Source organism: Pseudomonas fluorescens HK44 (assembly GCF_000217955.3).
Taxonomy (GTDB): Bacteria; Pseudomonadota; Gammaproteobacteria; order Pseudomonadales; family Pseudomonadaceae; genus Aquipseudomonas; species Aquipseudomonas fluorescens_AQ.
The window spans coordinates 183,147-196,519 of the sequence record NZ_AFOY02000004.1 but is presented as its reverse complement, the minus strand read 5'-3'; the positions used below and the strand labels follow the sequence as shown (position 1 = coordinate 196,519).

Genomic DNA, 13,373 nt, shown 5'->3' with positions numbered 1-13,373 from the left:
ATTCACTTCACACGGCCGCTTCCCACTTATCCAACCCCATGAGGGACATGCGTCCCAGTCAGGAGCCGTGTTCCTCTCTTTGTCAAAGGAGAGTCACTATGAAATGTTGCAAGAACTCGACATTAAGTCCTCTCGAACAGATCGCACGCCGCCTCAACGAGCAGCATGAGCGCTATGGCGCAGGCTTCTACGGCGACGGTAGGTTCGGCGGTCGCTGGTTCCGGGCGCGGATCGTCAACGGCGAGCACCTGGAAGTCCAGGACTGGAATCACTGGGCCGTCGTGCCAGACGGTACAGCTTTCCATGATCACAACGGTCGACCGATCCTGACGGTCGCCTATTTGAAGACAGCAGAACCGACCGAGCCAACAACCAAGTGATCAATTGATCTGAGCCGATTTCCCGGCATTCGTTTACCTCATAAGGCCAAGCCCCGATGGGGGTTGGCCCATTCCAACCCACTATTGGAGACTCTATCCATTTATCACAACCTGAGCATCGTCCGCACCCTCGGCATCACCCACGAGGACGACAGCCCGCCAGTTTGGCGGCCGCTCCATCCAAGCCAGGTACATCTTCCCGATGACCAGGTCGCACAGTTCCCCTGCATTCTCCGCAACGACTTTGCCCTGATCACGGAAGGTCAGCAGGTCGGCGCCGACCTTGAGGCCCAGTGCCAGACCGAAGGTATCGTCCGCTCCGTGGTCTACGCCGTCATCGGCGACGATGCCGGACAGACTGTCTACACTGGCGATACCTACGACGACGCGCACGCGCGGGAAGTCGTGCGACGTCCGACCTTCGAGACCGGATTTTACAGTCGTTGCTGGGAAATCAGTACTGCGCACATCACAGAGGAATCAGGTCGCTACCTCACAGAGCTTGCGGACATCGCCACTCCGACCGGCTTCCTGTAAGTCGCCTTCCGTATTCCGTACAGCCCGGCGATCGGCGTCAAGCTGATTGCCACTCCATGGACGGATGGGAACCTGCAGCAGATCGAAGCCATCACTGCTGAGTAACTACGGCAGGAGCATCGGGACAAAGGAATGCCAGAGTCTCTGCTTGAGGTATTGCATCTGGCGGCGTTGGCTGACGTACGCATACTGGTCTTTGATGCCAATGCTCCAGTACTCGACGGCTTGCCGCTGTTCGAACAATGATCCCAAAGAAGACCGCTCATGATCGACAACGACAATCCTGTGGACCTTGTTTCGCCGCCTACGATTCGCACGCTGAACAACACCGAATATGACTTCACCCTGCAGCTCGGTGCTTGCATCGATGCCATGTCGCAATCAGATGCGATGGGCGAAACACTGCTTTTCTACCGCAAGGGCGCGTGCTTGTGCACGCAGTATATTCACAGCCTAGATCTTGGCGCGTTAGACATAGACCGCTACGAAATGATTCTTTTCGATGGTGGCAACACACATGGCGACCGATGGAAGCATGTGTTTTTTCCACAGCAGAAGAGCCATTTCTTCAACTACAAAGAATAGCGCGCCTGACGCACACCCAGTGTTCTTATAGCTTCAATGCCCCTCTCGCGAGGGGCATTTCCATTATGGGTGAGGAAAAGCAAATACGGGGCGAGCCAGGTACCGATTGGCATGGGGCTATCCCGGTACAGCAATGCCACTCTCTACCCATGTTCGCTGGCGTAGCCGGCTACATGCCCAGGCAGTCGAGACCTTCGAGGCTGCGGTGCGATTTCCGCACTGGTTGTTCTGCTCCACCGACGCACACCGCGTTCATTCACCTAACCCACAAGGGATCTCCTCCCTCGCGGGCGGGAGTTCCTTGCTTTCCTCAAGGAGTTCCCATGGACCATTCCACCATTCGTGCTCAGATGCCTTCGCTGGTTGCCAGACACGTGCCGCGCAACATCCGCAGCTTCAAGTTCCGTATCTACGATGACAAGCCGCGAGAGTCGACACTTGGTTTCCACATCGACCCCCAGCCTTTCGAAGGCAAGGTCGTTGCAAAAACCGACGAGGCCATCGTCGTCAAGACCGGACGTGCCGAGTTCGCGGTGCTCGATCGCCATCTGGCGACCCAGCAACCCGATGAAGGCACCAAAGTGCAAGTCCAACTCTATGTTCGCCGCCGTTTCGACGGTCTGCGTGCCGATACCCCCGAAGAGCGAACTGAACTGACTTCGGACGGTATGCCCTACGTCGTGAAGATGCACATTCTCGGTTCGGCACCTGCCAAGCTACCGATCCCTGAAGCGCGTTGCCCGGAGCTGCACGAGCTGGTTCACCAGTTGGAGCAGTTGCCGGCACCCGACGGTTTCCGGCGCATCACCCATCTACTGGTGGATGCCGGTGCAAGGGACTTCACCTGGGTCGATCCGCTACCGGCCGATATCATCAAGACGCCCCCGGCGATCAGCTTCACGGTGAACACGGCAAAGTTCCAGGGCCAGGTCACCGTGCTCTACGAGCGTACCGACGACCTCTACGCGGTGGAACTGCACTGCGGCGAGGAACTAATCGAGCGGGTCGATTCGGTGTTCTTCGACAGCCTCGGAGAAACGCTGGAGAGACTGATTGATGATGGCTACTGGCGCCAGATCCAGGTTGAAGTCGTGTCGCGCAAACGCAAGCAGGCCCGGCGCTGATCATTTCGGCCAACGCTACTCCCTCCCAGTACAGCTTCCCGCCCTCCTGGCGGGAAGCGTCATTTTCTCAAGCATCGGAGAGGAACCATGTGGCGATTCAAAGGTACAGACTTGCGTCTCGTGCTGGCCGAAGCCGTCGCTCGCAAGGGCCGCGTCATTCTCGCCAAAGACCATGGGGTGTACTTATTGGCCGAGTTTGGCGAGCGCACACCCGAAGGGAGTCACAAACTGCTGGCCTACGCCGTCGGCTGCAACCCGAACATCGACCCGTTCGATGACTGGTGGGAACTCGCCCGCACCGAGCTCGGCGGGGACGATTTCGGGGAATTCTTTGATCCTCAGGATAGTGTGTTCACACACATCCTGAACAGCGAAGATGATCTTGAACTCTCCGCCACCCCGACCCACGTGTCCCTGCAGGCTGTTCCACCTAGCGCCGTCAGCGGTTGACAGTTCCTGATCCAAAAGCCTCCTCCGGAGGCTTTTTTCTTTTCAGGTGCATGGTCGCGTTCCTGATGGGAAGATCAATCCTGCAAGCCAGACGGTCTCAGTCGGCCCGGTCAACAGTCACAGTTACTGGTCGCCAAGAAACCATAGAACCAGCAACGAATTCCTCCATCGGGTCGGCATCAGCCCCCCCCATGACATTGCCGCGCAGAAATGGGGCTTCGACTGAATCCCTATTTACCGTCGCCTGTACCCCATCACCATGCCACGCTGCAGCCATGTTCCGCTGACGTTGTCAGCAACATGCCCAGGTGGTCACGATCTTCAAGACCACGGCGCGGTTCCGTCCACGTGATCGATCCAGTTCGCACCCGGCATCCCAGCGCGAACGCCCGTCGAGTCATCGATGGTGATGCCAACCTAGTTGTACCGGATCTCATGATCCATCAACCCGCGCGGGGGTTACACACCTCCCGTTTGGGGTCGGTGTGTCTCCGCATTCTTGTCCCTCAAGTCTGGAGATTCACCATGACCACTTCCACTGAAAAAACCTTTTTCGATCTTCATATTACCGGCCTTGGCTACCTCAATCGCATCCGCGAAGTGAAGCCGAAGAAAGGTGATCCGTTCCTAGCCTGCGATATCGCAGCACTCAATGGTCCGAGTGACGACGTTTCGTACGTGCGTTTTGACACGCGCGTATCGGGCGCGGAAGCACAACACCTGATTCGTCGCTGCATCGAGGCCGTCGAGGTCGAGAAGAAAGTGATGGTCGGGTTCCGCCTGGGCGACCTGTGGGCCGACACGTTCACCTATTCCAAGGGTAAGCGTGCCGGCGAACAGGGTGTGAGCTTTAAGGCACGCTTGCTGTTTATCAGCTGGATCAAGGTCGACGGCGCTTTGGTTTACAAGGCCGAACCCAAATCGACCATGGCCAATGAGAGCGAATCGCAAGCCCCCGAGGCTTCCGACGCACCTGTCGCACAGGAAGCACCAGCAGCGGAGCAATCCAAGCTGGTTGCAGAACCGGTCGACGAAGCCACCGATGCGCAAGCACCGGCACTGGCCGAGTCGTTCTGATCCGTAACGCCGAGGTAGTCCTTCGATTCAACCCTCATGCGGGTGACTTCGAGCCGGAGTAAGCCTCGGCCTTCCTTCATTGCTCCGTATTGCGCCAATGGCGTATCCATCCGCACCGGTAAAGCCGACATGCAGATGGGTTTCTCCCTGCCAATCCTCGTCCAGGCCCTGCATCGCAGGGCTTTTTGTCCTATGCAGTTGTGCTCGCCTGGCTCCACGCCAGTCGTTGCCGGCTGCTCAATTCTCAAGGAGTTTGTCATGCAACTTGCCTCTCGTTTCGCATCCCGCTCCCCAGTACTGCGTGCTGATCATCCGCTGTCGGATGACCAGATCCGGACAATCGCCCCGTCAATCTTTGCGGAAAACCCGCATGAAAGTCGTTCCGAGCGGTACAGCTACATACCGACCTCCGCCGTTCTGGCGGAACTGCGCAGTGAGGGGTTCGAGCCCTTCATGGTGTGCCAGACGCGCGTGCGTCATGACGACCGTCGTGAGTACACCAAGCACATGCTCCGCCTTCGCCATGCGAGCCAGATCAACGGCACGGAAGCGAATGAGATCATCCTTCTAAATTCACACGATGGCACCAGCAGCTATCAGATGCTGGCCGGCATGTTCCGATTCGTCTGCCAGAACGGCCTGGTATGCGGCAACATCGTCGGCGACGTTCGTGTACCTCACAAGGGCAATGTCACGGACCACGTGATCGAAGGCGCCTACGAGGTCCTGCATGGCTTCGAGCAGGTGCAAGACTCCCGCGAAGCCATGCGGGCCATCACACTCGACGATGGCGAGGCGGAGGTTTTCGCCCGTTCGGCTTTGACGCTTAAGTACGACAGCCAAGACAACGTGCTGCCGATCACTGAACGTCAAGTGCTGACGCCGCGCCGCTTCGATGACAAGCGCTCGGACCTGTGGTCGGTGTTCAACCGGGTGCAGGAAAACCTCGTCAAAGGAGGGCTGTCCGGTCGCACCGCTAATGGTCACCATCAACGCACGAGGCCTGTTCAAGGCATCGACCAGTCGGTTCGCCTCAACCGGGCGCTGTGGTTGTTGGCAGATGGTCTTCGGCAGCTAAAAGCCTGACCCGCCCGGCTCATACCCATCTTGGGCATGGGCCGCGGTTCTCACACCGCGCTCCGGTGGAGTGCTTTCCAATCCCCAAGGGACTGTACCAGCCTCGCCGGGCCGGTGCTGTCTCTGCACTTTTGAAAGGGCACCGCTATGCCCGCATCTTCATCAGTCAATGCGGCCACCGGCGCTGGCTCTGTCGCACTGTCCTCTCGCCCTGGCCTTGGCCGCCAACGCGATTTCGGGCGTGGTGAAGTCGAATATCGGCCGGATCCTTGTCGTCAAAGGTGATACCCACAAGGAGAAAATGCTCCAGGCGGAATCCAGCGAACGCGACGACGGCTCTGTGGCCGAGACGCGCATCCTCACCGACAAGTTCGTACCTGTCATCCGTGCCTGGGACATGACGCCCGGCTCCAGGACGTGGGGCGAGATGTTGACCATCCGCTGATCGTTGTTCACCGACGGCTCGCCGTCGTTATCCACCCATCGGGGTTCCGTCACCCCGTCAGGGTGCCGTGGCCCCATCCACTATGAAGGAGATACCCATGGCATCCCGTATCACTGATAGCCACCGTCGTGGATTGCTTTTCCCGATTGGAGCATTGATTTTCAGCGAGGGCATTGACGGGCTGATACGCCAGGGCCGACTCGACCCGATCCCGTTTTTCCAACGTCATACACGCGGCGACTGGGGCGATGTCTCGGATCACAAGTGGCAGGAAAACAATGCCGCTCTGAAGTCCAGTGCACGCCTCGATTCGTTCTACGTGGTCACCCGGGATCTGAAGATCTGCGTCTTCACCGAAGCGGACCGCAGCGCCACACATATCGTGCTGCCGTCCGAATACTGACTCTTACATCAAAAGTACCGGTCGCCAGCGCCTGCCTTCGATTTCTTCCACCCACCGGGGCTCAGTCACCCAGTGGGGTGCTATGGCCCGGCATTCTCCAAGGAGCTATCACCATGGCACACGAAGCACTCTTCATCAGCGTTTTCGCCCAATCTCGGTTTCCGATTGGGCTTCTGGTCATGACCGCCGGGGTCGAGGAACTGGTCCAGCAGGGTCGGTTAACCCCAGTTTGTACCTGCCGACTGGGGCGATCTGGACGGCAGTGATCGGCAGCAGAACGATGCCGCATTGAAGTCCGGCGAGTATCAGCTGTTCTCGTCCTACCAGGTCGCGCCAGACCTGAAGCTCTGGATCATCACTGAATGGGATCGCAGCGTCACCACACTGCTGCTTCCGTCGGAGTACTGACTCTTAACCTGACGGCTGCGCGCTGTCTTCTCTTCCCACCTCAGGGGCATGCCATCGCCCCGCGGGAGTTGGTGCATGCCCCATTTCTTTGAAGCATCACCATGTCACTCTACCCAAGGCGTTCGGAAACCGGAACAAGGTCTACAAGCGCTTCAATGCGTGGTCGGCTTCAGGTAAATGGCTCAAGGTCTTCAAGGTGCTTGTGGTTGAACCCGACCTGGAATGGATTTTCCTTGATGGCAGCTATGCCAAGGTTCACCAGCACAGTGCAGGTGCTGCCAGCGGCAGAGATGAGGCAATAGCATAGGTGACTTTTCAACAGAATCGGTCGATTGCAGCCGGTCGTCACTACGGCGTGTGCTGCTCAAGCCGCATGCAAGTGGTTGGTCAATATTGGTCAAGTGAGTCATCACGGCACTGGACTCGCGTCACTTTGATTCGTCCTATTGAAAGACTGCGTCGACCGAAAATGCGGTCGAAAGCCAGTTCGGTTTGTCGGCTGTCTTGCCCCACGTAGCAAGCCATGGTGTGGCTTCATGATTTCTCGGGGAATCGACAGATGCCACCCTCCTTGCTCATTCTTCACGTCGCGCTGCCCTTAGTGACCAGCCTTGCTCTGCTTTCTGGCTGCGCAACGACGTCTTCTCTTCAGACTTCTCAGCCCACGGCATCGGAATCGCCCTCAGCGGCCGCCATCAGCGCGGAAAACGAGTTCGTGCCCGTTGTTCGATATGGACGCTACACCCTCATCGAACTGGTACCGGAATTCTCTCAGCGCGATCTGCTCCAGCAAGTCATTGAGATCTCGATTCCGCCCATGCTCGATGCGAGCGTGGGCGATGCCATGCACCACGTACTCCTGCGATCGGGCTATCGACTCTGCGACGACGCGGCGGCTAATGCGCTCTATAGGCTTCCGCTGCCGGCGGCACATCTACACCTCGGCCCACTCATGCTGCGCGACGCCTTGCTCACGCTGGCTGGCCCGGCCTGGAATCTGTCCGTCGACGACGCCGCACGGCAAGTTTGCTTTACCCGGCATCCGACTCCCACCCCACCTCCTCTCGGCCCAACCAGCGCCGCGACCGCCATATCGCCCAATAATGCTGTGGCGTCCTTCGAACCTCCCAAGGAGGCACGGCCATGACAGGTCTCCAAGCATCGCCCGGGCATTCTGGTCGCATCCGCTGGCTGAAAATCGCTGCGGCATTCGGGTTACTGCTCATCAGCGCCGTGACGATCGTCAATAGCGTAGGTCTGTCGCGTCTCGCTGAACAGGCTCAAGTCAGCGCCCAGGATATCCAGGTCAAGTCACTGGCGGCGCGCATGGCCGACCTCGAACGGAAGGTCGACGCCGCCAATCGGCAGCCCAAGCCGATCAGTCAGGTGGATTTCGACATCACTCGCCAGGCGCTGGAGGAACGGCTGACACACGTCGAACACACACCGAACAACGCTGATCAGGCCAGCGAGCTGCAAGCGCTGCAGATGCGGTTGGGCGAGATCGAAGCCCGCCTGGAAAAGGCGAAGCCGCCTGTCTCGCCGGCGCCGGTCGTTCGTCGGCACGGAGCCGATACGGCACAGCCCATAGCGTCGGAGCCGCCATTCCGCGTCGTAGGGGTGGAACGGCGTGGCGGCGAACGGTTCCTGTCCATCGCTTCCACGTCTTCTGCCGCACTCGCAGACATTCGGCTGCTGCGCCAAGGCGATACAGAGAGCGGCTGGCAACTGGAGTCCATTGATGCACACGCCGCCGCATTCCGCGTGAACGGGCAGACACGGCGCGTAGCGGTGCCATAGGGGGCATCATGTCGTTTCGACCGTTCTTCGCCACAGTCCTGACGTTGGTAGCTTTCACTGCATCGGCGCAGTCAGCGTCAGTGACGAATTCCCGCGCCCTCCAGAGCCAGCAGGCACAGACCAGTGCCGACGCCGCCCTTGACGAGCGTCAGGCTCAAGATTGGGGTCTGCGCGCCGAGGAGTGGGCGCGTTATCGGCAATTGATGCAGGGTCCCCTTGGCGTCTATTCGCCTAACCTTGATCCGCTCACTGCACTCGGCGTCGAGGCCCCCAGCAACGAAGAGCGCGACCGCTATGCGGTACTCCAGGTGCAAACCGAAGCTCGGCGGGTAGACAAGACGCTCGCTTATCAGCGGGCCTACGATTCGGCCTGGCAGCGCCTGTTTCCGGGTCAACAACGCGTGAACCTCCCCGGCGCGAAGGTGCCCGGCGCTGGCAACGCCGGTTCTGGCCGTATTGCGGTATTTATCAAGGCAGATTGCCTGCCGTGCGATCAGCGCGTGCAGCAATTGCAGGCCACTGGAACAGCCTTCGATGTCTACATGGTGGGTAGCCGCCAGGACGACACGCGTATCCGGCAGTGGGCGACACAAGCAGGCATCGACGCAGCGAAGGTGCGCTCTCGCGCCATCACGCTCAACCACGATGCAGGTAGGTGGCTGTCGCTCGGACTGCCAGGCAACCTGCCCGCCGTGGTGCGCGAGGTGAACGGCCAATGGCAGCAGCAATAGACCGGTCCACACGCCCCTCCATCCGGTCCCAGCCGACGGCGGCTATCACCGTAAGCCACATGGCCGTGGCATTGTTTCTCGCGATCGGCTCATGGGCGAACGCCACCCTCGCGCAGGAAGTGCCGCCGCCGGCCTATCAGATTGCCGCGCACCAGGCCGGTGTTCCATCGGCGGTGCTGTACGCGGTGGCGCTACAGGAAAGCGGCGCATCGCTACAGGGTCGCCTGATCCCCTGGCCGTGGACGCTCAATGTCGTCGGCATGCCGGAGCGCTACGCCACGCGCGCTGAGGCATGCGCGCGCCTGAAGCAGGCACTCGGTCAGTCGCCGGCCAACCGTATCGACGCCGGCCTCGGCCAGGTCAATCTCGGCTACCAGGCGCACCGCTACACCCATCCCTGCGAGCTGCTCGATCCGTACCGGAACCTCGCCATCGCCGCCGACATTCTGCGCGAACAACACACCCCCGGCGAGGACTGGCTGCTCGCGATCGGACGCTATCACCGGCCCGCCGGTGGCGCGCCTGCCGCGCGCTATCGCCGCAGTGTGCATCAGCACCTCGCGCGCGTGCTCGGCCCCGATGTCTCCCTTTCATCCACTCGGGACACTACGCCATGAATCGCACCGCCCTTGCTGCCGTCATCGGGTTACTGTCCGCTGCGAGCGCTTGCGCCCAGACCACGACTGCACCGCTGATCGTGGTCGAGGACCGTGGCGGCGTTTCTGCGCTGCCGTACTACGAAGCTCTGAATCCGCAATCGGGCCAAACCGATACGCGGCCTCCTGCATCAGTCCCGCAACCGCGAGTGGGCAACGCAGTGGATGCGGAAGCCTCCATGTTACCCGTTCGGTCGACGATGCTGTCGCCGGGCGATGTGCAGCCCGGAGTCATCCATGCGCCCGGGCTCACGCCGTTCTTCCTGATCGGAGACGACGAGCAGTCCCGTACCTGGCTGCGACAGAAGTATCCGGCGCTACGAGAAGTCCATGCGGTGGGGCTGGTAGTCAACGTGGCATCGGTGGACGCGTTGCAGGCATTGCGGCGCCTGGCGCCGCAACTGCCTCTGTCGCCGGTATCGGGTGACGACTTGGCTCAGCGACTGGGTATCAAACACTATCCGGTGCTGATCACAGCCACTGGGATCGAGCAATAGGCGGCGAAGGTGGCACAGGCGCATGCGGTCGAGGTTTTGCTGCGTCCAGCGGTGGAGCTTTATAGCGTTGTAGTATGCGTTGGGTCCGCCTTGCTGTGCCTGGCCGCGCCGTGGTCGCTCGCGCTCAATCCGCTGCTCGGCCTGGGCTCAGCCCTGGCATTCTTCGCCTTTGGCGCGATCCGCCTGCGGGAAGCCTGGGCCATCCTGCGCTACCGCCGCAATATCCGTCGACTGCCCCGCTACGTCATGACCAGCCGCGATGTACCGGTGAGCCAACAGCGGCTTTTCGTCGGCAGGGGCTTTCGGTGGGATCAACGGCATACCCACCGCCTGATGCAGACCTACCGCCCGGAGTTTCGCCGGTATGTCGAGCCAACTCCGCTCTACCGAATCGCCAGGCAACTGGAGGAACGACTGGAGTTCGCACCGTTTCCCATCTCGAATCTGGCACGGGCGCTGGCGTGGGATAGCCCTTTGAATCCGGCGCGACCGCTCCCTCCAGTGGGTGGCCTACCGCGTCTACATGGCATTGAACCGCACGAAGTCGACGTCACGCTTCCGTTGGGAGAGCGTGTCGGCCATAGCCTGGTACTCGGCACCACGCGCGTCGGCAAGACGCGCCTGGCCGAGCTGTTCATCACCCAGGACATTCGCCGCAAGGTCAACGGCCAGTCCGAGGTGGTCATTGTTTTTGATCCCAAAGGCGATGCCGACCTATTGAAAAGAATGTACGTGGAAGCCAAACGTGCGGGTCGGGAAGGCGAATTCTACGTATTCCATCTCGGGTGGCCGGACATCAGCGCGCGTTACAACGCTGTCGGTCGATTCGGACGCATTTCTGAGGTTGCTACACGCATTGCCGGCCAGCTATCGGGTGAAGGAAACAGTGCGGCGTTCCGCGAATTCGCCTGGCGCTTCGTCAACATCATCGCCCGCGCGCTGGTCGAACTGGGGCAACGCCCGGACTACCTGCTGATCCAGCGCCACGTTATCAATATCGATGCGCTGTTCATCGAGTATGCGCAGCATTTTTTTGCGAAGAACGAGCCGAAGGCCTGGGAGATCATCGTCCAGCTCGAAGCCAAGCTGAACGACAAGAACATCCCAAGAAACATGGTCGGGCGCGAAAAACGCGTCATCGCACTTGAGCAGTACCTGTCGCAGGTTCGAACCTACGACCCCGTGCTGGACGGCTTGAGATCGGCAGTGCGCTACGACCGTACCTATTTCGACAAGATCGTGGCGAGCCTCCTGCCGCTGCTGGAGAAACTCACCACTGGCAAGATCGCGCAGTTGCTCGCGCCGAACTATTCGGATCTGGCTGACCCGCGACCGATCTTCGACTGGATGCAGATCATCCGTAAACGGGCCGTCGTTTATGTCGGTCTGGATGCGCTCTCAGATGCGGAGGTCGCCGCTGCCGTGGGCAATTCGATGTTCAGCGACCTGGTGTCCGTAGCCGGGCACCTCTACAAATTTGGCATCGATGACGGGTTACCGGGGGCTTCGGCGAACACCAAGCTGGCGATCAACGTCCACGCGGACGAGTTCAACGAACTCATGGGTGACGAGTTCATCCCGATGATCAACAAAGGGGGCGGCGCCGGCATCCAGGTTACGGCCTACACCCAGACCCTCTCAGACATCGAAGCCCGCATCGGCAACCGCGCCAAGGCGGGCCAGGTGGTGGGCAACTTCAACAACCTGTTCATGCTGCGCGTGCGTGAAACCGCCACCGCCGAGCTGCTGACGCGCCAACTGCCCAAGGTCGAGGTATACGCCACGGCGCTCATGAGCGGTGCGACCGACAGTTCCGATCCACGCGGCAATACCGCCTTCACGTCCAACACCCAGGACCGCATCAGCAGCAATAGCGTGCCCCTGATCGAGCCTGCGCACATTGTGTCGCTGCCCAAAGGTCAGGCGTTTGGCCTGATCGAAGGAGGCAATCTCTGGAAGATCCGTATGCCATTGCCCGCTCCCGATCCCGACGAAGTGATGCCCAAGGACCTGCAGGAGCTGGCCGGTTACATGCGCCAGCACTATGTCGAGGCAGGCGATTGGTGGGCGAATCAGGACGTGCCAGAGCTACAGGAAGATGCGCTGCCAGCCGACCTGCTGGACGACTTCAAGCATCTCACCGCCTTTGATGAGGAGATCGGCCCGTGAGCGATCCGGTCACCGCAGCGAAACATCAGCAAGATCGTCAACAAGGCCTGATAGCGAGCCTGGTCACGCTGCCGTTTCGTTTCTTCGGCGTGCTGTGCGGTTCGCTGTTGCTGTGCATCGTGATCGAATGCATCGGTATGCACTTCTTCTGGCCGGACCAAGGCTGGCGCCATGCCCAGGGAATGGTCAGCTACGAGTTGGACCAGCTATCGGCGAACTTCACGCGCAGCGTACTGGTGCAGGAGCCCGGACGCACGGCGAACAAGGTGATTGAATATGCCTACGACTGGATGTTCGTGAAGAGTGGCCTGGTGAACTGGATACGCGATACCTCCGCGCAGGCGAGCGCAGGTAGCCACAGTCAGGTCAAAGATTTCCGCTACTACATGGGCCTGGTGTATGTGCACCTGGAAGGCTATTTGATCGCCTCTGCGTACACCGTATTGGTGTTCCTCGTTCGCCTGCTGGTGCTCTGCCTGACCCTACCGCTCTTCGCGATGGCCGCCTTCGTGGGCTTCGTCGACGGACTCGTACGCCGTGACATTCGGCGATTCGGCGCGGGTCGCGAATCGGGATTCATCTACCATCGCGCCAGGGCCAGCCTGCTGCCGCTGGCTGTGCTGCCGTGGGTGAGCTATCTGGCGCTTCCGGTCAGCGTCCACCCATTGCTGATCTTACTGCCCAGCGCAGTGCTGCTCGGACTCGCGATGAATCTCACCGCTGGGAGCTTCAAGAAGTACTTGTAATGTAAAACGGGGTCAGTTTTCGGTCAGCGGCAACACTCGGATCTTTGAGATGGGTTGAACATCCGCGCGCGGTCAACCGTACTACATGGAAGGCAGCTGCCGGCCAGCCGCATTCGACCCAGAGCTGCGGGCAGTAACCCGCGAACATTCGGTTAATCACAGTCCAAAAATGACCAAAAAAAAAGCTCGCTAGTGTGATAGCGAGCAAGGACCAACGAGATCTTTTAGTGACCAGCTAGCATCCACGTTAGGTCAATAGCTGAAGGGTGAGATCAGCTGCAGGTAAAC

The 13,373-nt window shown here is 59.9% G+C and carries 14 protein-coding genes and 4 pseudogenes; all 18 read left to right on the top strand.

Going from position 1 to position 13,373, the window contains the following annotated elements; genetic code table 11:
- Positions 1–98 precede the first annotated feature (98 nt).
- The 18 genes and pseudogenes from HK44_RS02770 (at position 99) to HK44_RS02685 (ending at position 13,085) form a co-directional block, all read left to right on the top strand.
- A complete protein-coding gene (locus tag HK44_RS02770; RefSeq protein ID WP_019689234.1) occupies positions 99–380 on the top strand; it encodes a hypothetical protein in 282 nt (93 codons plus the stop codon).
- A gap of 63 nt (positions 381–443) precedes the next feature.
- Positions 444–1,163, top strand: a pseudogene (locus HK44_RS02765) (ABC transporter substrate-binding protein).
- Positions 1,164–1,181: 18 nt separating this feature from the next.
- Positions 1,182–1,502 (top strand): hypothetical protein, encoded by a 321-nt coding sequence (locus HK44_RS02760; protein WP_019689231.1) that lies wholly within the window; start codon positions 1,182–1,184, stop codon positions 1,500–1,502.
- A 323-nt stretch (positions 1,503–1,825) separates the two neighbouring features.
- Complete coding sequence (locus HK44_RS02755; protein WP_019689230.1) at positions 1,826–2,626, top strand: hypothetical protein; 801 nt, start codon at positions 1,826–1,828, stop codon at positions 2,624–2,626.
- 87 nt (positions 2,627–2,713) lie between these two features.
- Positions 2,714–3,076 carry a DUF3085 domain-containing protein gene (locus HK44_RS02750; RefSeq protein ID WP_019689229.1) on the top strand — a complete coding sequence of 121 codons (363 nt, stop codon included), beginning with the start codon at positions 2,714–2,716 and terminating at the stop codon, positions 3,074–3,076.
- Positions 3,077–3,601: 525 nt separating this feature from the next.
- On the top strand, positions 3,602–4,153 hold the full coding sequence (locus HK44_RS02745) for an STY4534 family ICE replication protein (protein ID WP_019689228.1): 552 nt from the start codon (positions 3,602–3,604) through the stop codon (positions 4,151–4,153).
- A 258-nt stretch (positions 4,154–4,411) separates the two neighbouring features.
- Complete coding sequence (locus tag HK44_RS02740; RefSeq protein WP_019689227.1) at positions 4,412–5,239, top strand: DUF932 domain-containing protein; 828 nt, start codon at positions 4,412–4,414, stop codon at positions 5,237–5,239.
- Positions 5,240–5,393: 154 nt separating this feature from the next.
- Positions 5,394–5,675: pseudogene (locus HK44_RS02735) on the top strand (DUF6094 domain-containing protein); the annotation flags it as partial.
- A gap of 97 nt (positions 5,676–5,772) precedes the next feature.
- Positions 5,773–6,078 carry a hypothetical protein gene (locus HK44_RS02730; RefSeq protein ID WP_019689225.1) on the top strand — a complete coding sequence of 102 codons (306 nt, stop codon included), beginning with the start codon at positions 5,773–5,775 and terminating at the stop codon, positions 6,076–6,078.
- A gap of 179 nt (positions 6,079–6,257) precedes the next feature.
- Positions 6,258–6,486, top strand: a pseudogene (locus tag HK44_RS02725) (plasmid related protein).
- A gap of 109 nt (positions 6,487–6,595) precedes the next feature.
- Positions 6,596–6,787 (top strand): annotated as a pseudogene (locus HK44_RS02720) (IS5/IS1182 family transposase); the annotation flags it as partial.
- 258 nt (positions 6,788–7,045) lie between these two features.
- Positions 7,046–7,633, top strand: a complete 588-nt coding sequence (locus HK44_RS02715; RefSeq protein WP_080690568.1) for a PilL N-terminal domain-containing protein — start codon at positions 7,046–7,048, stop codon at positions 7,631–7,633.
- Complete coding sequence (locus HK44_RS02710; protein ID WP_019689219.1) at positions 7,630–8,286, top strand: hypothetical protein; 657 nt, start codon at positions 7,630–7,632, stop codon at positions 8,284–8,286. Before HK44_RS02715 ends, HK44_RS02710 begins: the two co-directional genes overlap by 4 nt.
- 8 nt (positions 8,287–8,294) lie before the next feature.
- Complete coding sequence (locus tag HK44_RS02705; protein WP_019689218.1) at positions 8,295–9,017, top strand: TIGR03759 family integrating conjugative element protein; 723 nt, start codon at positions 8,295–8,297, stop codon at positions 9,015–9,017.
- Complete coding sequence (locus tag HK44_RS02700; RefSeq protein WP_024264709.1) at positions 9,002–9,634, top strand: lytic transglycosylase; 633 nt, start codon at positions 9,002–9,004, stop codon at positions 9,632–9,634. The genes HK44_RS02705 and HK44_RS02700 overlap by 16 nt, the downstream gene beginning before the upstream one ends.
- Positions 9,631–10,170 carry an integrating conjugative element protein gene (locus HK44_RS02695; protein WP_019689216.1) on the top strand — a complete coding sequence of 180 codons (540 nt, stop codon included), beginning with the start codon at positions 9,631–9,633 and terminating at the stop codon, positions 10,168–10,170. The genes HK44_RS02700 and HK44_RS02695 overlap by 4 nt, the downstream gene beginning before the upstream one ends.
- A gap of 9 nt (positions 10,171–10,179) precedes the next feature.
- On the top strand, positions 10,180–12,339 hold the full coding sequence (gene traD / locus HK44_RS02690) for a type IV conjugative transfer system coupling protein TraD (RefSeq protein WP_019689215.1): 2,160 nt from the start codon (positions 10,180–10,182) through the stop codon (positions 12,337–12,339).
- On the top strand, positions 12,336–13,085 hold the full coding sequence (locus HK44_RS02685; RefSeq protein ID WP_019689214.1) for a TIGR03747 family integrating conjugative element membrane protein: 750 nt from the start codon (positions 12,336–12,338) through the stop codon (positions 13,083–13,085). Before traD ends, HK44_RS02685 begins: the two co-directional genes overlap by 4 nt.
- Positions 13,086–13,373: the final 288 nt, after the last annotated feature.